This window comes from Streptomyces sp. NPDC042336, assembly GCF_055581985.1.
In genome coordinates, this window is record NZ_JBVJEA010000002.1 from 397,138 (window position 1) to 416,408 (window position 19,271).

Consider the following 19,271-nt stretch of genomic DNA (forward strand, 5'->3'; position numbering starts at 1 on the left):
GCGTGTCCCGGCGTCGGACGGCGCGTCCCTGCACCGCGGCCAGTGGTCTTCGGCCGACCGGAGACCTGACCGAGCGACGACAGAACGACGACAGAACGACGACAGAACAAGGACTGACGGAGGTATGACCGCACCGCCGCACGAAGCCGACCCCGCCCGTCCCGGGCGCGCGCTGCCGGACACCCAGCAGGGAATGCGCCGTCGCAACCTCGCGCGGGTGATGCACACCGTCAGCGCCGAGGGCCCGCTGTCCCGGGCCGCGGTCGCCTCACGGATCGGGCTGACGCGAGCGGCGGTGTCGACCCTCGTGGACGAACTCGTCCGCTCCGGCCTGCTGGAGGAGCTGGGCCCCGAGCGCCCAGGCCGCGTCGGCCGGCCCGGGTCCGCACTCGCCGTCAGCGCGCAGGGCCCGGCCGGCATCGGGGCCGAGGTCGGCGTCGACCATCTCGCGGTCTGCGCGGTCGACCTGCGGGGCCGGGTACGCACGCGTGCCGTACGGTACGGCAGCAATCGGGGCCGTTCACCGGAACCGGTGCTCGCCCAGCTCGCCGGCCTGGTGCGGCAGGTCGTGGCGGAGGCGGAGGCCGGGGGACTGTGGCCGGCCGGGCTCGCGGTGGCCGTGCCGGGTCTGGTGGCCCGGGACGGCCGGACCGTCGTGCGCGCCCCGAACCTGGACTGGCACGACGCGGACCTCGGCGCGCTGCTGCCCGCCGACCTGCCGCCGACGGTGGACAACGAGGCGAATTTCGGCGCGCTCGCCGAACTCTGGCTGGGCGACGGCACTCCCCGGGACTTCCTGCACGTATCGGCCGAGATCGGCATCGGTGCGGCCGTGGTGTTCGACGGCCGGCTGCTGCGCGGTACCCGCGGCTTCGCCGGTGAGCTGGGACATGTGCCGGTCCATCCCGACGGACCCGAATGCGCCTGCGGCGGGCGCGGGTGCCTGGAGCAGTACGCCGGTGAGAAGGCGGTCCTGCGTGCGGCGGGCATGGAGCCCGGGGAAGACCGGGTCGGCCTGCTCGCCGGACGGGCGGCGGAGGGCGACGAGGACGTACGGCGCGCCCTGCGCGAGGCGGGCACGGCACTCGGCATCGCCCTGACCGGGGCGGTGAACCTGCTGGACCCCGAGGGCGTGGTGCTGGGCGGTGCCCTGGCCGGTCTCGCGCCCTGGCTGCTGCCGTCGCTGCGTGACGAACTGGCCCGGCGCACGGCCGGGCCCGCCTGCCCGGTCGCGGTCTCGGAGCTGGGTCCGCAGGGACCGCTGCTCGGCGCCGCGCACTCCGTGGTGCGGGCCGTCCTGGACGACCCGGGCGCGGTGGCGGAGCGCGCCTGACACCTGCCCGGCCAGGTCCACCGACCACCTGAGACATCACCTCCGTTCACTCGATCGAGTGAGCGCTGTGTCCACAAGGCGGTGGCTGTCCACGGAACGGCGCGGCGCTCTACTGCGCAACCCCCGCTCCCCGTACGGTGATTCACGCGGACGCACCTCGCTCCCCGGGGCGGTCGGGTGTCCGCGTCGGCGTTCTGCTCGGCGTTCATGTCGCTCTGCCATGCCGCCGTGGCATGTCACTCCGTCGTGTCGTGATCGTGGTGTCGTGTCCGTGGTGCCGTGTCCGTCGTGACGCTCCGTCACGCCGGCCCGTCACGTCGGTCCGTCACGTCGAACGGCCGAGCAGCCACCCCCCACCGGGCCCAGGGCCCCTCCGACGAAAGGGCAATCCCATGGAAAGGGAAAGGGCAACACCCGCTCCGACCAGGCGGCTCCTCCTCAAGGGCGCCGCGCTGGCCACCGTCCCGTACACCCTGCTCTCCGGTACGCAGGCCGCCGCGCGCTCCCGTGCCGTCGACTACCCCACGGCGGAGTGGCTGCCGGCGAACACGTCGAACTACAGCCTGTCCAGCCGCCCCACGGCCTATCCCGTCGACTACGTGATCGTCCACGTCACGCAGGAGACATACGCCGACACCCTGTCCATCTTCCGCGATCCCGAGAGGCAGGTGTCCGCGCACTACGTCGTCCGGTCCTCCGACGGGCACGTCGCGCAGTGCGTCCGCGAGACGGACATCGCCTGGCACGCGGGCAACTGGGACTACAACACCCGCAGCATCGGGATCGAACACGAGGGATGGGTGGACCGGCCCGAGTACTTCACCGACGCCCTGTACGAGCAGTCGGCCCAGCTCACCGCGGCGATCTGCACCGCCTACGGGATTCCCAAGGACCGCACGCACATCATCGCGCACCACGAGGTGCCCGGCAGTGACCACACGGACCCGGGGCCCTTCTGGGACTGGACCCGCTACATCAGACTGGTCAACTTGGTCTGAGCCCTCGTCCGGCCGTTTCACCCGGTCCACTCGGAACGCCACCTTCGGGTGATCCGGCTGGTCGAAGTGGTTGTCCGCGCGTAGCGGCGGAGTCACGATGTCCACACCGCACCACCGTCCGGGGAGGCCGAGTTGACTGATTCGTGGCTGGCTCTGGAACCGGGAGCCGACCCCGCCGAGCGTGCGCGGACACTGCGCCGGGCCCACGAGACCTTCACCGAGGCGGGGACGGTGCCGCGCCCCGTGCGCGCCGTGGTGGCGGAGTCGTGGCGGCGGTCGGTCCGGGCGGGGGTCGGCCCGGACGGTACCGCGAGCGTGGAGCTGATGGACGGCGATCTCGGCGCCTACCGGGCGGAGCACCCGCTGTCGCGGGTGATGCCGCTGGTCCGGGAGCTGCTGGGCACGTTCGCCTCCGACGGCGAGCATCTGCTGGCGGTGTGCGACGCGCACGGCAGACTGCTGTGGGTCGAGGGGCACCCGGCCACCCGGCGCCGGGCGGGACGGATGAACTTCGTGCCCGGGGCCCGCTGGTCGGAGTCGGCCGTCGGGACGAACGCACCGGGCACGGCGGTGGCCGTCGGCCGCCCGGTGCAGGTCTTCGCGGCCGAGCACTTCATACGCCGGGTCCAGCCGTGGACCTGCGCCGCCGCTCCGGTGCACGATCCCCGTACCGGGCGGGTGCTCGGCGCCGTGGACATCACGGGCGGGGACGGTCTGGCGCATCCGCACAGTCTGGGCTTCGTGCAGGCGGTGGCGCGTGCCGCGGAGTCGCAGCTGGCGCTGCTCACTCCGGAGCGGCCCGGTCCCCAGGCGGCCGAGCTGACCGCGCTGGGCCGTGACGAGGCACTGCTGAGCGCGGACGGCCGCCGGGTGCGGCTGAGCCGGCGGCACAGCGAGATCGTCGTGCTGCTGGCCCACCATCCGGAGGGTCTGACGGGCGACGAGTTGCTGTGCGCGCTGTACGAGGACGAGACGGTGCCGCCGGTGACGCTGCGGGCCGAACTGGCACGCCTGCGCGGCATCCTTGGGCCCGGCCGGCTGGCCTCCCGGCCGTACCGGCTCACGATGCCGGTCGACTCCGACGCGGCCGTCGTCGAGCGTCGGCTGCGGGCCGGAGCGGTGACGGCGGCGGCGACGACGTACGCGGGTCCGTTGCTGCCCGGATCCCAGGCACCGGCGGTCGTACGGCTCAGGCGGCGGCTCGCCGACGGTCTGCGCGCCGCGCTGATCACCTGCGGTGATCCCGACCTGCTGGCCGACTGGGCCCACGCACCGTGGGGGGAGGACGATCTCGACGTCTGGCGCGCGCTCGCGGCGGTCCGGCCCACGGCGGCGACGCGTTCCCGGCTCGCGGCACTGGAGACCGAACTGACGGCGCCCAACACGGGGTGAGCGCCCGCCGGTGAGGGGCCCTCCGGGAGACCGCGCGCCGGCCGGCGGCCCGCGCAACGTCTCTGCAACGTCCCGCTCCCTAGCCTCACGCGCAGAGCTGTCCAACGGCGGGCAGCGCACGATGAGGGAGGCACGAAGGATGACCCGTTACGCGGCGCCCGGCACCGAGGGCGCGATCGTCTCCTATCAGTCGCGCTACGACCACTTCATCGGCGGCGAGTACGTGCCGCCGGCGCGCGGGCAGTACTTCGAGAACCCCTCCCCGGTGAACGGCCTGCCGTTCACCGAGATCGCGCGCGGCACGGCGGACGACGTGGAGCTGGCGCTCGATGCCGCGCACGAGGCCGCCCCGGGCTGGGGCCGTACATCGGTGACCGAGCGTTCCGACATCCTGTTGAAGATCGCCGACCGCATGGAGGCGAACCTGGAGCGCCTGGCGGTCGCCGAAAGCTGGGAGAACGGCAAGCCGGTGCGCGAGACGCTGGCGGCCGACATCCCGCTCGCCATCGACCACTTCCGCTACTTCGCGGGCGCGATCCGTGCCCAGGAGGGCTCTCTCGGCGAGGTCGACGACGACACCGTGGCGTACCACTTCCACGAGCCCCTGGGAGTCGTCGCGCAGATCATCCCGTGGAACTTCCCGATCCTGATGGCGGCCTGGAAGCTCGCCCCTGCCCTGGCCGCCGGAAACGCGGTGGTCCTGAAGCCCGCGGAACAGACCCCGGCCTCGATCCACTACTGGCTGAGCCTGGTGGCGGACCTGCTGCCGCCCGGCGTCCTGAACGTCGTCAACGGCTTCGGCGTGGAGGCGGGCAAACCGCTGGCGTCGAGCCCTCGGGTGGCGAAGGTGGCCTTCACCGGCGAGACCACCACCGGGCGGCTGATCATGCAGTACGCCTCGGAGAACATCAAACCGGTCACGCTGGAGCTGGGCGGCAAGTCTCCGAACATCTTCTTCGACGACGTCTGGGCGCGGGACGACGACTTCCGCGACAAGGCGCTCGAGGGCTTCACGATGTTCGCGCTCAACCAGGGCGAGGTCTGCACCTGCCCGTCCCGGGCGCTCGTGCAGCGCGGCAGCTACGCCGAGTTCATGGAGGCCGCCGTCGCCCGCACCGAGCTGATCAAGCCGGGCCACCCGCTGGACACCGACACGATGATCGGCGCCCAGGCGTCCAACGACCAGTTGGAGAAGATCCTCTCCTACCTGGACATCGGCCGCCAGGAGGGCGCCAAGGTACTCACCGGCGGTGAGCGGATCGAGCACGACGGCGAGTTGAAGGGCGGCTACTACGTCCAGCCGACGATCTTCGAGGGCCACAACCGCATGCGGATCTTCCAGGAGGAGATCTTCGGCCCGGTCGTGTCGGTGACGTCCTTCGACGACTTCGACGACGCGATCAAGACCGCCAACGACACCCTGTACGGCCTCGGCGCCGGCGTGTGGACCCGCGACATGAACACCGCCTACCGCGCCGGCCGCGCGATCCAGGCGGGGCGCGTGTGGACGAACTGCTACCACGCCTACCCGGCCCATCCGAAGTTTGACACAAGTACGTACTCCAGCGCTAGTCTCACCCCACAGGAACCTATGGGAGTGGGTGAGTTGCTGTGGCACTTGCAGACCTGCCACTAGCAGGGTACTGCCGGATCTCGGATGCAGACCTAGCAGACATCAGAAGAGCCCTGCGGAACGGAGACATCACCCCAGAGGAAGCCGCGGAGCTGGAGCGGAAGAGTGTCCTGAAGCAGAAGGACGACATCCTGAGCCTTCGGGATAGGGAGTACCCAGGACGTACGATCCTCTGGTACGAGGACAACAACCTCAGCGCTTTCAAGAGGAACGTGAAGCGCAAGGACTTTGAGAGGATGAAGAAGGATCTTGCTGGGCTCAAGATCGGAGGAGTCCTCGCCTACGACATTGATCGTGTGTACCGTCAGCCGCGGGATCTTGAGTCTGTCATTGACATCTACCAGGACTTCTCCGAACGGAAGAAGATCCGCTTGGTTTTTGACACCATGTCTGGCCAGAACTTCGACCTCTCCACTGGAGACGGACGCTTCTCCGCCCGGCTCTTTGTCAACATTGCCAACAAGTCATCTGAGGACACCAGCCGGCGCATCATCAGGGACAACGCCTCCAAGGCCCGGAAGGGTGTCTACCACGGTGGGGGACCTTCCTACGGCTGGAAGGAGGACGACAGGACGAAGCTCGACCCCAAGGCCGCGGGCCTGGTCCGGGACATCGTCCTCGGTCACCTGAAGGGTGACAAGATCGCCACTTGCATGGAGTACCTGAGCAACAAGGGGGCTGTGAACCCCACCTCAGGGAAGCCCTTCACTTGGGCCGGCACCAAGACTCTCATCTTCAGGGCCCGCAACTTCAGCATCAGGATCTACCAAGGTGAGCCCCAGCTAGACGACGAGGGCAACTACATCCTTGGAGACTGGGAGCCGATCTTCACCAAGGACGACGGGACTCCGGACTTTGACCTCTGGGAGCGCCTGGAGGCACTGAGGAAGGGCAAGAGCCCTGAGGGCTCGCAGGAAAAGAGCACGGTCAAGTACCTGCTCTCACGCATCGTCAGGTGTGGACGATGCGGCTATCCCATGGTTGGCAAGACTGTGTGGGTCCGCGGGACCAAGTCTCAGTCCTTCGCCTACAACTGCAACAAGAGCAACCCCGATGCCTGCGGGAAGATGGGGGTCACTGGTCCGCGGGTAGATGAGCTGGTGAAGTCCCTTGTCTGGGCTCAAGTCCTTCGAGCCAGCAAGAACCGGCAGGTTCCAGAGCCTCATGAGTCCTGGTCCAAGGAAGCCGAACTCAAGGACGTTGAGAGCCAGATTGCAGAGCTGAAGGCTCTGTGGGAGGCCAAGAAGGTTCGAGCCGCTACCTACGTCACCACCCTTGACGATCTGGAGTCCCAGAGGACCCAACTCAAGGCTGAGCGGGCCTTCCACACAGCTACGCCGGCCATCAGGGTTATCACACCCGAGCTGTTGAAGAACGGCTGGGAGGGTCTCTCTGTCGAGAGACAACGGATCATCATCAGGTCTGTACTCAAGGCAGTCATCATCCATCCTGCCAGGGAAGGCAAGAAGGGTGGACCCTTCGATCCTGCCCGAGTAGAGCCAGTCTTCGTCTAAACGCAACAAGGCCCCTCTCCCGGAAGGGAGAGGGGCTCAATCATGTCTTACTTCAGCTTCATCAACTCAAGGATCTCGTCCGCGGTCTCTTCATCAAGTTCAGGAGCCTCGGAGAGCCACTTCTCAAGCCACTCCTCTTGGCTCACTCAGTCACCCGCCCACAGGGACAAGCGCAGTCCCCCTCCGGGGCTGGCAGACCAGCGCTCTCGTTGTACTCAGCGTCCTCCTGGTCCCACCAAGGGTGTGGTGTTGGCTCATCAAAGCACTGGCCAAACTTGCAGCCCCAACAGGTTGAATAACAGACGATGTAACTCAACCGATGACCTCCATCAGAACAATGTTCCTGGCCGGAAGAGAGAAGCCCTTGCATGTGTCATCAGTGAAAGTGACATAGCCGTCCTGATCAAACTTCCTCTGCTTCGCTACCTCTTCCGCCATCTTGTCGATATCGATGTTTTCTCCAGAAAAGTCCTTGGTGCGGACCTTGAGCTTATATTCGTAGTGCACTCGCAGCTTCATCAGACTTCCTCCCAGGTAGGGTCACAGACTTCAATACGAGTGGACAGGTCATACTCCCCCTGCCAGTTCCACCCGCGGTTTACCTGCCAAGCCAGGATGTGCTTCTCCTCGTTGACTACCGAAGTAGCAGGAGCCTTCGCGGTAAATGGACCACGGAAGGTTGTAACAGACCTTCCGTTCTCATAAGTCTTCGTAATGACTGCTCGGTAGAGCTTCTCACCCTCTGCCATGTATCGGGCCATCAGACTTCCTTCCAGCCAGTAGGGCGTACCTCAACCAGTGGACCAAACGACTCAGAGACCTGATGCCAGGCAATAGGAATGCCAATCAGCGAAGTAGAGTCATCATCCGGATCGACAATGCAGTACATGACATCAGGATGTCCGTCCTGCCAGATAGCGCCATCTTCGTCTCGGTAGAACGCCATCAACCCTCCCCTGCCGTCTCCCAGCACCGAATGAAGTAATCAACCTCGTTCGGGTACTGATCAGGTCCCCCGTCCTCGGGGGACTCCAGCATCTTGTGAATGTCGTAGTCCAGATCTGCGATGTACATACGGAGAGCCGACTCCAGCCGGCTCGGGTCAAGCTCGTTCTTCTCCCGAGTGGACTTCATGTAGAGCTTGGCAAGCTCCTTGTTGTTCGCCTTCAGTCGCTTAACATCGTCATTGAGCTTCTTGACTAGCTTGCATCGACTGTCGTCCAGGTCCATGAAGGCGTGGACTGCGTCTTCCAGGTCTACGATCTTCTCTGCCAGATCCCAGGCAGACCAGACCTCGTAGTAGTTCTCAATGCGTTCGTCTCGGTTCACTGCTCTTCCTCCAAGGTCGCCCCAAGTACGTGATCCTTGATGAAGTCTCGGCACTCCTCTTCAGTGGAGAACCAGATGTCAAGTCCAGTAGAGGCGTAACCCCCATCGTTAACGAAGAGGCACGGATACCAAGGAAAGTCAGGGTTAGCGTCATCTTCCTTCTCTACGACGCTATTCAGTGCAACCCATTCGCTCTTCACTCGATCACCTTCACGGGGATACCAGCCTTCTTGCACTCGTTGACACAGTTCCAGGTGCCTCGGGATTCCCCGAGGGGGAAGGCCAGGCAGAGATCAGCGCCGGCCTGAGCCATCTCACGATTTCGGATAGGGCCCGCGGCCTTGCCGTGCTGTTCCCAGTCCGCGGGATAGACGACTTCGTACACCCCTCCGTTAGGACCAAACTCCTTGGTGTAGTCACTGGCAAATCGGTCCGCTCCAGTAGGACAACCCCCGTGAACCACACGAAATGCTCCGTAGGTGGCCTCCAAGAGATTGTCCAACTCCCCCCAAACGTCGGTCTGGCATTCGTAATCCCGACTACCCGTCACAATGACTGTGAACATCAGCCGTCCCTCCAACGCTTGGTCTGACCCAAGTAGTAGACCTTGAAGGCATAGTTCATAGCGGAGATGCAGTGCTCAAAGGTTCCAGAGGTCAAAGGGTGGGTCTCATAGGGCATGTAGAGGCGCCATTGACCACTCCACATCTTCTTGATCCGCCATTTGGTGTACATCAATGACTCCAGAATCCTTCGTATCCGTCAGAATCAATCCAGAACACCTGAGCAACTCCCGCGGCTCTGATGAGCTTGGTACAGTCCTTGCAGGGCTCTCGGGTCACGTACAACGTCGAGCCCTGGCAGTCTTCCCAAGACGCATAGAGGAGCGCGTTGGCCTCGGCATGGACTTCAATACAGTCCTCATATCCCGTTCCTGACGGAACGTCCGACGAGCACCGCCAACATTCTCCAGCGCTGCAAGACGGGCCTCCTGGATACGATCCGTTGTAGCCTGTGGACCGAATCCGAAGATCTCGTCCCACAAGAACCGCCCCAACTTGGCATCGGAGGCAATCACCTCTTGTTGCCACAGCAGTGGCGATGCCCAGGAAATATTCAGTCCACTCAGGTCGTTCATTGGTCACTGACCCTCCCCTGAGTCGAACACGGTCTCTTCCTTGATGACACGAATTCGGTAACGCCCTCCGTGCTTCAGAACATCCCTCTCACCGACAAGGTGGCAATTCTGAGACAGGTAAGACTCCGTGTGGTGCTTCCTTCGGAAGAACCGAGCCTTCTCATGCCAGAAGGACTCATTGCCCAGTTCTACATACTGCTCGACAAGCCAGTACTCCATGGAGTCGTTCACAGGCCCTCAACCTCTCCGTCAATCTGGTAGACAGTCACAGGAGCCATCTCAGTGTCGTAGAACTTAAGAGCCAGTCGGTCAGCAATGGCCTCAGGGAGACCGGCGTTTACTGCTGTGTGGTAGATGCCAGCGGTGTGAATGACAAGCTGTTCCACAATCATGGTTCTGCTATAGAGCTGCTCAAGCAGCCTCTCAAGCTCCAGGTTCTCCGAGATTGCCTCGAACTTCTTCAGGTAGTCCTCGTTCATCAGTTCTCCTCCATTACAAATGGGCTACCAGCTCGGTAGGTCAGGCTGAAGACCTGGCCATAGGGGGATTTCACTAGGATGTGAAATCCATATCGAGTCTCCTCAGGGTCTCTTAGAACCTCACAAGTCCCAATGTCCATCAGGACCCTGTCTCCTTCACGGAGATCCTCAATGACCCGCTCTCCTTCAGAGAGCCAACTGTCACCCATCAGTGCTTAGACCCTTCCTTGTCAATGACGGAGCCCCATGAACGGTCTCCGATCTCCCCATCAGCAGGGATCAGAAGACCCTTGTAGACGAACTGCATGATCTGAGCTGCCTTCTTGGTCAGCTCCTCTGCTCGTTCCTTAGGGAAGCTGAAAACGATTTCGTCGTGGACCACCAGGCGCATCCAAGGCGTGAATCCTGCCTTGTCGAGTTCGATGACAGCCCGAGCCGTGATGTCACGGCAAGTGGACTGAATCCGGTAGTTCATCCCGGCATAAGGACGACGCTCATCCGTCAGGATGCGCCGGCCAGTGGCCGTGATGATGTAGCCGTTGCGCTTAGCCTCGTTGGTGCACTTGTCGGAGAGCTTCCTAGTAGCCGGGTAGGTGTCCCAGAAAGCCTTGACTGCCCTCTCCGCGTCTTCCATGGAGATGTCCCACTGCTCATGGACAGCCTTCTTGCCTCCACCAAAACAAACGGTGTAGTTGGTGCCCTTCCCCGCCTTCCTCTTGGGGTGGTACGCCTCTTTGCCGTTCTCGTCCTTCTGACTGGGGTTCCAGCCCATAGCACCAAAGGCGCCAGCCGCGGTTATGTTGTGGAGGTCCTTGCCTTCCTTGTAAGCCTTGAGCATCGTCCGATCACCGCTGTCCGCGGCAAGGAACATCAGCTCCATGGACGAGTAGTCGACCGTGGCCGTAACGTGTCCAGGCTCAGCCAGGAAGGCATGACGGACGTACCCAGTGCCGGCGGGAAGGGTCTGTGCTGCAATAGCCCCAGTCACGGTCATACGAGCCGATCGCGCCTGGCAAGAGTTGATGGACACGTGGACCCGTCCATCACGGTCCACGTTCTTCAGGATGTTCTCGAACCACGTAGACCGCTTCTTCTCAGCCGACTTGGCCTTGAGAATCGCCTCAGTCAGAGGGTGGTCAATGTCGCTCAGAACAGACTCATCCGTAGAGAGCTGCCCATTGGGATGGGCCTCTGTCGGCTTGGTCCTCTTGGTGAGCTTGAAACCAAGGCCCTGGAGGGCCTCAATGATCTGCTCAGAGGAACCAATGAGGTCGACACCCCACTCAGCAGCTACAGCCCTCCACTTGGCCTCTTCCTCCTTCAGTTCCCCAATCCGCATCTCGACATAGGGCACGTCGACCAGGTATCCAGTCCGCTCCATCTGGTAAGTCACCCAGTGAAGTCGGTGCTCCCAGCCAATCAGTCCATAGTCCAGGGACTTCTTGGGGATGAGAGGGAACAGGATCTTGACCAGTCGGTAGGCAAAGATCGGGTCCATGCCGGCGTAAAGGTTGTAGCCCTCATGGAACAGAGGGACCTTGCCCCATACGTTGTCCTTAGTGACCTTGCCATAGATGCCTTCCTTGAACTCCCTGATGTACGAGTAGCCTTCGGCCTTCAGGTCTTCCTTGGACAGTCCAGGGCGATCCGAGAACCTGAACTCATGAGTGACCTTGTCCTTGTCCCGAGCCTTGAAGCCAACGACCTCTTTCTGAGCATTCATGCTCTTGGCTATCTCATTCATGGAGCCCTTGATCCGAGCACCAAGACCATCATCGATGTAGTGCTTGACCAGCTCTTCGAGCTTGAGGCCAATCCCACCTTCCTTGACCGCCCGCCCATCAACGAGATGGGCGAGGATCTTGGTGTCCCAGGTCTTCTGAATCAGAGGGAAGGGGTCAACTCCGAAGCAGGACTCAACTACGTGGAAGTCGAAACCGCGGTTCTGGGCAGACAGCCGCTTGACCTTGTCCAGAGCCCACTTCATTGCCTCAACAAAAGGGCCCCCATACTCCACAGGGAGAATGAAGGCTGTGTCCCAGTTGCCGAACTGTGCTAGCCGGCAACCGTAGTTGTCTGGGGCATCCCACCAGTTGAAGCCCCCAGTCGTCTCAGTATCGAACCCAAGGAAGTCCTCGTTCTCGTTGACGAACTGGTAGAAGTGCGGGAGGTCTTCCGCGGTCTCTATGACGTAGATCCGGATAGGACCCTTGACATCAGCACTCAGCATCTTCATGGAAGATCTCCCCTCTGTTGAGTTGACTCACTGTGCCGAAGGCTGTTCAGCTCCTTCGTCTTGTACGAAGCAGCCACAACCACCAATATCCAGGGGGTCTACTTCAGCAGTCCCCCCAGTCACCTCTTCTCGGAACCGCCGAAGAGTCAAAGTTTGCGTCTTCCCTCCCTTACGGGTACGCAGGATTGACACATCCTTCCCTATGAACTCCCTGAACTCCTCCTCCTTCTTCTCGTGGTAGGCATAGCGCTCAGGCATCACCTCAAGAAGATGCTTGAAGTGGCCCTGGCCCGCTCTGACGCAGAACCCTCCACAGTTGGCGTGAGCGAAGCCCATTTCATACAGCCGAGGGGGCTGAATCCCACGCGCCTCCAAGTCGTCAAGGATGTCTTCCTTATCCAGGTAGGGTGACTCACACATTGGAGCCTCAGCCTTGAACGGGTAGTAGTTGAGGACAATCGCCGGAAGTCGATGCACCTCAGTCCAGTCGATTCCCACATAAATGGTGGTGCTCTTAGGGTCACAGTTATCGTCCAGCCATTTGCGGGCTGGACGCTGCTTCAAGAACTTCGAGCAGTTGGCCAGTCGACTATTCCCCAAGAATCGATCATCGAAGAAGACATCCCAGATATCACGACCTTCGTTGAGCCATACAACAGCCCCTCCGATATCCTCCGCAGCCTCCTTCAGGAATCTGTAATTGTCTTCATCTTCCCCAGCGTGCGGGGATTCGTTGCGCCCCTTAACATCGGAGAAGAGAAGATAGAGGTTGTCAGTTCCGTACTTATCGGCAACTCGTCTGGCAGCAGCCCAAGAACCAGCCCCACTGCTGAACATGACCACGTGCTTGTGGTTGGCATCCACGATATTTCTCCTTGTGAGGCTGGGCTACAGTGTATTCAAGAACTCGTCCAGCTTCTGACCGATGACCATCTGAGCGTTGGAGGTGTCAATCTCGTTCAGGAACTTCTCAACTTCGACGGCAGGAAACTTGATTGTGCAGACTGCCTCACCGTTGTTGAGATGGATGAACAGGGACTCCCCTGTCACCTCAACCATCACGTCTGCATAGCCGTGGATGCGCCCAGGGGAGGCCAGGGCCTCCTTCACCAGGTCCAGGGAGATAGCCCAGATTGCATCCTGATCCACGAAGGACAGGGTGAAAGCCCAAGGCTCTTCGGGATCAAAGTCCCAGAAGGACTCCAGTGGGAGAGTGACAAAGTCTCTAGTGGCTTCACAAGGAATGATCACTGGTCCCCCTCAACCTTCTCCCAGCCGGAACCCTCACTCTCGAAGTCGAACATCCACGTACCCGTAATGTGCTTAAGACGAGGAGCCTCAGTCTCAAATCCTGAGTCATCGACACCCACGACTTCAAGAACATCCCCCTTGAAGACCCGTGCACAGTTGTGCTGATCCTCAAGAATCCGGATCTTGTCGCCAACCTTCAGGTCACTCATCGTTCGCTCCTTCTTGCAGTTGATGCAGACGAGTTGGTATTTGCCGTCCCACCAGCCGGTAATCCAGCAGTGCCCTGGGCAGTTCACTCGGTCCACCTCCGAAGGAGGCCCATCAGGACCTCTCCTGCTGCGTATCCCAGAGCCAATACGATGATGACGAGGGTGAATGTCTCCAGGAAAGGCATCTCAACTCCCGTAGGGCTCGTCGGGGATGTCCTGGACCGAGTTAGGGGCGATGTCTCGGAGGTGCCCGAGGACCAGGCCGGCGAAGACCTGAATTTCCTGGTCCGCGGCAACGTGGTGGCGCTTCGTCAACATGTCTCGGAGAGCCCGGAGGTTCCCGGTAACCACCATGTCCACCGGAGCCGCATTCGGGAGAACAGCCCGAGCAGCCTCACGGGCCTGCTTACGCTTGAAGCCCTTCTCCATGAGGTGCTCAACCAGGTCCTGATAGACAGCAAGAGCGTGCTCATAGGCGTTCTCAATGCCATCAGCAGCCAGAGACGAAGCCTCCAGAGCCGGCGGGATGACCGGCTCAGTCTTCGAGTAGTCCACATACCGCTGAGACACCACGGAGAAGGACAGGTGCCGGTGTCGAGTCAGCTCAGTCAGAAGAGCACGAGAAACACCGCGGGCAAGGAACGTCACCGAGGAATGCTCCAGGACACTGAAGTGTCCCTGATCGATGATGTTCTTCAGGTAGTCCTCGTTCCGAGCCGTCTTGGGATTCGGACGGTTGAAGGACTTGTAGCAGAGCCTGCCGGCTGCCTCAGCTAGAACATCAGCATCCGGAGTGAGATCCCAAACACCCCCACGGATCATGCTGTACCCGTATGCCTTGTACATCGGGTCAGGCAGGTTGATGGTTGTGTAAGCCAGAACGTCAACGTCCACCGAACATCTCCATAAATCGATTGGCGTAGGTGCTGAGAAGAAACTCCGCAGCCTCAGGGGACAGGATGGGCTTGGTTCGCATCTCCACCAGAATGGAATCCCTGAGTTCCAAGAGATTCATGTCCTCAATGGACTTCTTGACACAGTCAGTGAGTTCGAGGTCAGCCACCGTGGTCTCCTCAGTACCAGTTGTTCGCCTGGGAGTGAGCCCAGGCATTACAGACCCCGCCATAGCGGGAATCGACGTATGACTTCATCCATCGGAGCTGAGTAGCCGGATTGGTTCTCCAGTCCGCTCCCGCGGACGCCATCTTGGAACCAGGCAGGGCCTGAGGGAGCCCGTAGGCTCCCGAACTTGGGTTAGTAGCCGAGACGTTCCAGCCGGACTCCTTGGCAATCAGAGAGTCAGCACAGGCAAACTGAGAGCCGAAGATGGACTGGGCGACAGCCCGAGCAGATCCCTGAGGTACAGCCGAAGTCTTGGGTGTCTTTCGCTCGTTGGAGCGGGACACAGAGGCAGGGATCTTAGGGCGAACAGTCTTGGTGACTTCCACCTTCTTGGTCACTGTTGGACCAGGAATCTCTACCTTCATCGGCTTGTGCACGGTCTCAGTGACCGTGGGACCTGGAAGGTAGACCTTCTCTGGAACATCTTCACTAGACCCGAGCAAGGCACCAGCAGCAATCAAACCCGCCCCGGTAATCCCGCAAGCCACGAACAGGACTTCGAGCTTCTTGTCATTCATACATCTCCGATGCCGAACCAAGGGGGCCGGCCGGATTACCGGCCCCCGTATCGCATATCAACTAGTGATCAAAAAAATTAGACCCAGATCGGAGCCTCACTCGAACCGCGGGGCGGGAACCAGCCCTTCCAGGTCTTCCCATTCTTGTTCCCCTCCTTGTAGGTGAAGTGGGCCGGAACATGAGCGGGCCGGTCCGAACCACCAGCAGGGGCCGCGGCCGGCGCCTGGCCCCCGTACTGCACCTGACCACTGGCCGGGTTGAAGGACGGCTGGGCAGCAGGAGCAGGAGCCTGCTTGGCTCCACCAGCACCAAGGAACTGCCCGCGGGTGAACTCAGCAGCCTGAGCAGTGAACTCAATGAGACCAACAGCCTTCATGGCCATCAGCAGATCCTTGCCCCGCTGAGCGGTCTCCTCCGCAGTGGAGCCGTAGACAGTCGGCGTGAGCCACTCAGCGTCATAGCCGGCAGCAGCCTTAAGGGTGAAGCCAATCTTGTAAGGGTTCGGGGCAGCAGCAACAGTCTGGTTGGACACAGGCGCCTCCTGGGCAGTGGTGTTGGTGTCGGGCTGGGCAACATCCCAGGGGCTCTTCTGCCCCCAAGGCGCAGTCGGGTCAAAGTCAGTCATCAAGTCCTCCAAGCAGGGAGGGGAGTTGAGCCCCTCCCTCTGTTTCCAGTATGGCAGTCTCGGTATCGCATATCAACCTAGTAGCAAGTGGTGTGGGTCACACAGGGCAAGCACCACTAGCACAGACTTCATCGAAGCCAGTGTCAGTCACTTCGATGCCCACCTCTTCAGCACGGGCCTTGTACTCCTCGAAGGAGACCCGCTCGTAGGGAGCCTGATCGAAGGACCGCTCAGGGAAGATGGTGGTCCCCTTCAGCTCAGGTAGAAACTCAGCCAGGAGCCGACTCAGCTCGTCCACCGAGTATTGGCCAGGGTCCACGTTGGCCGTGTAGCTCACGGCCTGGTCAGCCCAGTACTCCTGATACATCCGCTGGACGTTCAGCATGTCCCGGATGGTCAGCTCCCCGGCGTGCTGGAAGTACTCCGGGTACTCCAGCTCGTCAAGAAGGCTGTCCTTTGTAGGGATCTCCACCACCGTGGTGTTGGCTGCCTGTCGGTCCTTCTCAACTCGGTAGCCCTTGCGCCGGTACTCCTCAACCTGAGCCACCTCAGACGGCTCCAGGTCCGAGAACCTGATGCGCCGGATGAAGTAGTCAGCGAACGGAGCATGCGTCGCCTCACCAGAGACGCCGGCCAACTTGCTGATGGTGCCAGTCGGGGCAATCACCCTCTTCTTGATCGGGACAGGGATGCGGAGTTCGTTGGCGTACTCGGCTGCTGCCTCGTCCACTGCGTCAGCCCAGTCCATCAGCATGGAGCGCACGTAGCCATCGGTAGGAGCCTCGGTGTATTTGACCCCCTGGTGGTACAGGAAGTCAGCGAAGCCGAGGTGACCGACACCGATACGACGGTAACGAGCGATGGCCTCAGCAGACTTCGGGTCAGCCACGTCAGCAAACGTGGCTCGGATCAGGTACCGAGTGATGAGCCTGTGGGCTCTCAGAAGACTCCAGAGGTCTACGTCTCCAAACGAGTTGACGAACTTGGCTATGTTCACCGAACCCAGGTTGCACGGCTCCCAGGGAGTCAGTGTGGCTTCGCCACAAGGATTGGTCACATACGTTCCGTCGACCTCTCCCTCTGCCGTAAGGGCAGAGTTCCACACCCCAGGCTCCCCATTGTGGAGCATGCCTTCAGCGATGGCCTGGAGGACTTCAGCAGCACGAGTGCTGTACTCATATGCCTCATCCCCCATCTCCTTGTAATCCTGGAGGTAGCCAAAGAACTCCTGATCCACCTCAACACTGATGTTGGTGGTCCAGTGACCTCCCTCCTTCTTGATGTTGATGAACTCGAAGATGAGAGGGTCATCCCAACGCATGATGGACATGCGAGCAGAACGACGGACACCACCAGCAACGATGGCCTTGGCAATGGCGTGGTCAATCCGCATTGTCCGGAGACCCCCAAGGGAGACATCCTCTTCCAAGGAGGCTCCCGTTCGGGCACAATCCCGAAGGATTTCCCCAACCTCCCACATCATCTCTGCAAAGGGCTCCGGGCCCGAAGCTGTGCCTCCAAAGGTCTTCAGCGGGCTGCCCTTACACCGGACACGACTCACGTCGTAGACCCGCTGGGTGTGCCTCGTCTTCGGGTCATGAGCAGTACGGATCAGGTCACCGAGGGCTTCAGCCCAGCCCTCTCGGGAGTCCTCCACCGCATACGCGCCGGCCCAATCGTGGCTGTACTCAGTCGAGATGAGACCAGCCTCCACCATGTCTTCGTAGTTCTGGTGCTCAGGGTCACAGACGATGTGAACCTGAACCGGGACCTGGACCGCGGGGAAGTCCTCCAGGAACCGAGAGGAGTAGTTGCTGCCCACTCCCCCACCCTCCGCCAGGCGGAGGAGGGTGAAGGTGAAGTGCTCCTCAGGTCGGGCGGCATCCCAGCCAGCAGCCCAGCAGTTATTCAGCGCAAAATCATTGACACCGCTGGACTTCAGATGCCGGCCAGCCGGCAGAACCTTGAAGGACTCAATGAGGTCGACCAGGGCCTCACGCTCACCCTCTTCGATGTACCGCGGCTCAACCAGCTTCAGGTTCCCGTCAACCACACGACGAACGGTCTCAGGCCAAGTCTCCTGAGAGCCGTCCGGCTTCGTCCGGCTGTAAGTACGGTAGTAGACCTGCTTGGAAGTGTCGTTCTTGAACTCCGTCATACATTCTCCTCAACGTCTTCAACGACAGGCTTGTCAGTCCAGTTGGAGGTGAACTCTCCTCCAGCGTCACCATGCTCAAGAGCCATGTAGAGGACTCGACCTTCGTCAGAGTCGTACTCGTCCTCAAACACATCGTCATCGATCTCAACAACCAGTGTGGTCGTGATCCGCTTCACTGCTTTACCGTCCCGTCCGGATGTTGCGGTTCATGATTGCCGTCAGGCTGTCAACAGCCCTGTATGCCGCCCTGCGCTCGTTCTCGGACTCCGGAGGGATTCCGTACACAAACACCTTGTTAACAGCGTCCCTGTAGCCCTGAGACAGCTTCATGAGGCCCTTATCAGCATCAGCCCGAGCAGTCACGATGTTGTCCGAGATAACAGCCTTGGTCAGGTCATCCTTCTTGCCCATGACCTGACCGATTTCCTCGTCTGAGTGCACAAAGCTCCGAAGAGCAATCCGGACTTCAGAAGGCGTGTACCAGTACTGGTCATCCATCAGGTCATAGTGGGCTCGCTCCTTGGCAGCAAACCGCTTGCCGGCCACCATGCAAGCCTTACGAACGAACTCCTCATCTCCGAGGTGCTCAGAGAGCTTCTCCCGCTCTCGAAGGATGTGCTCAAGAATCTCCTGCTTCACATCATCGGCTTCAACCACCGACCATTTCTCAGCGATCTCCCAGGCAACCTTGCCTGCGATTTCGATGACCGGCTCCCAGTCAAATTCCTCGGTCACTCGTCCTCCGTGTAAATCTGGTACTCGCCATCGATCACCACAGGCTCAAGTTCCCCGTCATCATCCCGACTCCAGGTCTGGCCCCAACCACCACACTGAGCACAGACACCGCCAGGAGCTTCTTCCCACGCCTGATCAATGATCTCTTCAGGATCAGTGGAATCCGTCTCGACAGTGACGGAGATTCCGATGGTCTGGTTGAAGAGCACCGTCTTCTTAGCCATCAGTCTTCACCGGCTTCCACTCGGTCTTGGTCACCTGGACCTGTTCGACCTCAACAGCCTGAATCTCCTTTTCCCAGTTCCAGAGATCCTGATCAACGCTTTCAGTCGCCCCAGTCTCGTAATAGACGAGGTACGTCTTACCGTCGTCCGGGGCTCGAAAGACGAACTCATAGATGTGAGACCACCGAGAGGTGTCGAACAGCTCGTCATGCAGCTCTTCGGCAGTGCCCTCACTGTTGTCACACTCGAAGGGAACTCCAATCCCCTCAAGCTCCTCAGGGGTGAAGATGCGAGTCTTCATCGCTTCGCCTCCTTGTTACCAACAATCATGGCCACGAAGACAAGCATGGTCAGCCATCCCAGAGACAGACCAGCA

Annotated in this window: 23 protein-coding genes and 1 pseudogene; 5 read left to right on the forward strand and 19 right to left on the reverse strand. The window is 61.1% G+C overall.

Going from position 1 to position 19,271, the window contains the following annotated elements; translation table 11 throughout:
* Positions 1 to 124: 124 nt before the first annotated feature.
* The 5 genes and pseudogenes from ACZ6IM_RS06840 (at position 125) to ACZ6IM_RS06860 (ending at position 6,870) form a co-directional block, all read left to right on the forward strand.
* Positions 125 to 1,333, forward strand: a complete 1,209-nt coding sequence (locus ACZ6IM_RS06840; protein WP_469554619.1) for an ROK family protein — start codon at positions 125 to 127, stop codon at positions 1,331 to 1,333.
* Positions 1,334 to 1,725: 392 nt separating this feature from the next.
* The gene (locus ACZ6IM_RS06845; protein ID WP_052837038.1) at positions 1,726 to 2,331 is read left to right on the forward strand and encodes an N-acetylmuramoyl-L-alanine amidase; all 606 of its coding nucleotides are present in this window, start codon (positions 1,726 to 1,728) and stop codon (positions 2,329 to 2,331) included.
* Positions 2,332 to 2,463: 132 nt separating this feature from the next.
* Positions 2,464 to 3,723, forward strand: a complete 1,260-nt coding sequence (locus ACZ6IM_RS06850) for a GAF domain-containing protein (RefSeq protein WP_469554621.1) — start codon at positions 2,464 to 2,466, stop codon at positions 3,721 to 3,723.
* A 139-nt stretch (positions 3,724 to 3,862) separates the two neighbouring features.
* Positions 3,863 to 5,269, forward strand: a pseudogene (locus tag ACZ6IM_RS06855) (aldehyde dehydrogenase family protein); the annotation flags it as partial.
* Between the two features lie 65 nt (positions 5,270 to 5,334).
* Positions 5,335 to 6,870 (forward strand): recombinase family protein, encoded by a 1,536-nt coding sequence (locus ACZ6IM_RS06860; RefSeq protein ID WP_469554622.1) that lies wholly within the window; start codon positions 5,335 to 5,337, stop codon positions 6,868 to 6,870.
* Positions 6,871 to 7,182: 312 nt separating this feature from the next.
* On the opposite strand, the gene ACZ6IM_RS06865 is transcribed toward ACZ6IM_RS06860, so the two are convergent.
* From ACZ6IM_RS06865 to ACZ6IM_RS06955, 19 genes are all read right to left on the reverse strand, one after another.
* A complete protein-coding gene (locus tag ACZ6IM_RS06865; protein ID WP_469554624.1) occupies positions 7,183 to 7,389 on the reverse strand; it encodes a hypothetical protein in 207 nt (68 codons plus the stop codon).
* Between the two features lie 241 nt (positions 7,390 to 7,630).
* A complete protein-coding gene (locus ACZ6IM_RS06870) occupies positions 7,631 to 7,816 on the reverse strand; it encodes a hypothetical protein (protein ID WP_469554626.1) in 186 nt (61 codons plus the stop codon).
* Positions 7,816 to 8,199 (reverse strand): hypothetical protein, encoded by a 384-nt coding sequence (locus ACZ6IM_RS06875; RefSeq protein WP_469554628.1) that lies wholly within the window; start codon positions 8,197 to 8,199, stop codon positions 7,816 to 7,818. The genes ACZ6IM_RS06870 and ACZ6IM_RS06875 overlap by 1 nt, the downstream gene beginning before the upstream one ends.
* A gap of 196 nt (positions 8,200 to 8,395) precedes the next feature.
* Entirely contained in the window at positions 8,396 to 8,764 is a 369-nt protein-coding gene (locus ACZ6IM_RS06880) for an SLOG family protein (protein WP_469554629.1), read from the reverse strand.
* Positions 8,765 to 8,933: 169 nt separating this feature from the next.
* Complete coding sequence (locus ACZ6IM_RS06885) at positions 8,934 to 9,344, reverse strand: deoxycytidylate deaminase (protein ID WP_469554631.1); 411 nt, start codon at positions 9,342 to 9,344, stop codon at positions 8,934 to 8,936.
* Between the two features lie 220 nt (positions 9,345 to 9,564).
* Positions 9,565 to 9,816 carry a hypothetical protein gene (locus ACZ6IM_RS06890; RefSeq protein ID WP_469554632.1) on the reverse strand — a complete coding sequence of 84 codons (252 nt, stop codon included), beginning with the start codon at positions 9,814 to 9,816 and terminating at the stop codon, positions 9,565 to 9,567.
* Positions 9,817 to 10,024: 208 nt separating this feature from the next.
* Complete coding sequence (locus ACZ6IM_RS06895) at positions 10,025 to 12,052, reverse strand: DNA polymerase (protein WP_469554634.1); 2,028 nt, start codon at positions 12,050 to 12,052, stop codon at positions 10,025 to 10,027.
* Positions 12,053 to 12,079: 27 nt separating this feature from the next.
* Positions 12,080 to 12,916 (reverse strand): hypothetical protein, encoded by an 837-nt coding sequence (locus ACZ6IM_RS06900; RefSeq protein WP_469554636.1) that lies wholly within the window; start codon positions 12,914 to 12,916, stop codon positions 12,080 to 12,082.
* A 24-nt stretch (positions 12,917 to 12,940) separates the two neighbouring features.
* Positions 12,941 to 13,303, reverse strand: coding sequence for an SsgA family sporulation/cell division regulator (locus tag ACZ6IM_RS06905; RefSeq protein WP_469554637.1), 363 nt, complete (start codon positions 13,301 to 13,303; stop codon positions 12,941 to 12,943).
* Positions 13,300 to 13,512, reverse strand: a complete 213-nt coding sequence (locus tag ACZ6IM_RS06910; protein ID WP_469554639.1) for a hypothetical protein — start codon at positions 13,510 to 13,512, stop codon at positions 13,300 to 13,302. The genes ACZ6IM_RS06905 and ACZ6IM_RS06910 overlap by 4 nt, the downstream gene beginning before the upstream one ends.
* Before the next feature lie 186 nt (positions 13,513 to 13,698).
* A complete protein-coding gene (gene thyX / locus ACZ6IM_RS06915) occupies positions 13,699 to 14,406 on the reverse strand; it encodes an FAD-dependent thymidylate synthase (RefSeq protein ID WP_469554640.1) in 708 nt (235 codons plus the stop codon).
* Entirely contained in the window at positions 14,396 to 14,575 is a 180-nt protein-coding gene (locus tag ACZ6IM_RS06920) for a hypothetical protein (protein ID WP_469554641.1), read from the reverse strand. Before ACZ6IM_RS06920 ends, thyX begins: the two co-directional genes overlap by 11 nt.
* A gap of 10 nt (positions 14,576 to 14,585) precedes the next feature.
* Entirely contained in the window at positions 14,586 to 15,152 is a 567-nt protein-coding gene (locus tag ACZ6IM_RS06925) for an aggregation-promoting factor C-terminal-like domain-containing protein (RefSeq protein WP_469554643.1), read from the reverse strand.
* A gap of 77 nt (positions 15,153 to 15,229) precedes the next feature.
* A complete protein-coding gene (locus ACZ6IM_RS06930; RefSeq protein ID WP_469554645.1) occupies positions 15,230 to 15,778 on the reverse strand; it encodes a hypothetical protein in 549 nt (182 codons plus the stop codon).
* Positions 15,779 to 15,875: 97 nt separating this feature from the next.
* Positions 15,876 to 17,936 carry a ribonucleoside-triphosphate reductase, adenosylcobalamin-dependent gene (gene nrdJ / locus ACZ6IM_RS06935; protein ID WP_469554647.1) on the reverse strand — a complete coding sequence of 687 codons (2,061 nt, stop codon included), beginning with the start codon at positions 17,934 to 17,936 and terminating at the stop codon, positions 15,876 to 15,878.
* Complete coding sequence (locus ACZ6IM_RS06940) at positions 17,933 to 18,112, reverse strand: hypothetical protein (RefSeq protein ID WP_469554648.1); 180 nt, start codon at positions 18,110 to 18,112, stop codon at positions 17,933 to 17,935. The genes nrdJ and ACZ6IM_RS06940 overlap by 4 nt, the downstream gene beginning before the upstream one ends.
* 4 nt (positions 18,113 to 18,116) lie before the next feature.
* Positions 18,117 to 18,671: a hypothetical protein gene (locus ACZ6IM_RS06945; protein ID WP_469554650.1), complete on the reverse strand. Its 555-nt coding sequence runs from the start codon at positions 18,669 to 18,671 to the stop codon at positions 18,117 to 18,119.
* On the reverse strand, positions 18,668 to 18,895 hold the full coding sequence (locus ACZ6IM_RS06950) for a hypothetical protein (RefSeq protein ID WP_469554651.1): 228 nt from the start codon (positions 18,893 to 18,895) through the stop codon (positions 18,668 to 18,670). Before ACZ6IM_RS06950 ends, ACZ6IM_RS06945 begins: the two co-directional genes overlap by 4 nt.
* On the reverse strand, positions 18,888 to 19,196 hold the full coding sequence (locus tag ACZ6IM_RS06955; RefSeq protein WP_469554652.1) for a hypothetical protein: 309 nt from the start codon (positions 19,194 to 19,196) through the stop codon (positions 18,888 to 18,890). The genes ACZ6IM_RS06950 and ACZ6IM_RS06955 overlap by 8 nt, the downstream gene beginning before the upstream one ends.
* Between the last annotated feature and the right edge of the window lie 75 nt (positions 19,197 to 19,271).

Excerpts from the sequence above, each read along its gene's own strand:
- ACZ6IM_RS06840 (WP_469554619.1), top strand. The coding sequence starts at position 125 with ATGACCGCACCGCCGCACGAAGCCGACCCCGCCCGTCCCGGGCGCGCG.
- ACZ6IM_RS06845 (WP_052837038.1), top strand. The coding sequence starts at position 1,726 with ATGGAAAGGGAAAGGGCAACACCCGCTCCGACCAGGCGGCTCCTCCTC.
- ACZ6IM_RS06865 (WP_469554624.1), bottom strand. The coding sequence starts at position 7,389 with ATGAAGCTGCGAGTGCACTACGAATATAAGCTCAAGGTCCGCACCAAG.
- ACZ6IM_RS06870 (WP_469554626.1), bottom strand. The coding sequence starts at position 7,816 with ATGGCGTTCTACCGAGACGAAGATGGCGCTATCTGGCAGGACGGACAT.
- ACZ6IM_RS06880 (WP_469554629.1), bottom strand. The coding sequence starts at position 8,764 with ATGTTCACAGTCATTGTGACGGGTAGTCGGGATTACGAATGCCAGACC.
- ACZ6IM_RS06890 (WP_469554632.1), bottom strand. The coding sequence starts at position 9,816 with ATGAACGAGGACTACCTGAAGAAGTTCGAGGCAATCTCGGAGAACCTG.
- ACZ6IM_RS06895 (WP_469554634.1), bottom strand. The coding sequence starts at position 12,052 with ATGAAGATGCTGAGTGCTGATGTCAAGGGTCCTATCCGGATCTACGTC.
- ACZ6IM_RS06910 (WP_469554639.1), bottom strand. The coding sequence starts at position 13,512 with ATGAGTGACCTGAAGGTTGGCGACAAGATCCGGATTCTTGAGGATCAG.
- ACZ6IM_RS06925 (WP_469554643.1), bottom strand. The coding sequence starts at position 15,152 with ATGAATGACAAGAAGCTCGAAGTCCTGTTCGTGGCTTGCGGGATTACC.
- ACZ6IM_RS06930 (WP_469554645.1), bottom strand. The coding sequence starts at position 15,778 with ATGACTGACTTTGACCCGACTGCGCCTTGGGGGCAGAAGAGCCCCTGG.
- nrdJ (WP_469554647.1), bottom strand. The coding sequence starts at position 17,936 with ATGACGGAGTTCAAGAACGACACTTCCAAGCAGGTCTACTACCGTACT.
- ACZ6IM_RS06950 (WP_469554651.1), bottom strand. The coding sequence starts at position 18,895 with ATGGCTAAGAAGACGGTGCTCTTCAACCAGACCATCGGAATCTCCGTC.
- ACZ6IM_RS06955 (WP_469554652.1), bottom strand. The coding sequence starts at position 19,196 with ATGAAGACTCGCATCTTCACCCCTGAGGAGCTTGAGGGGATTGGAGTT.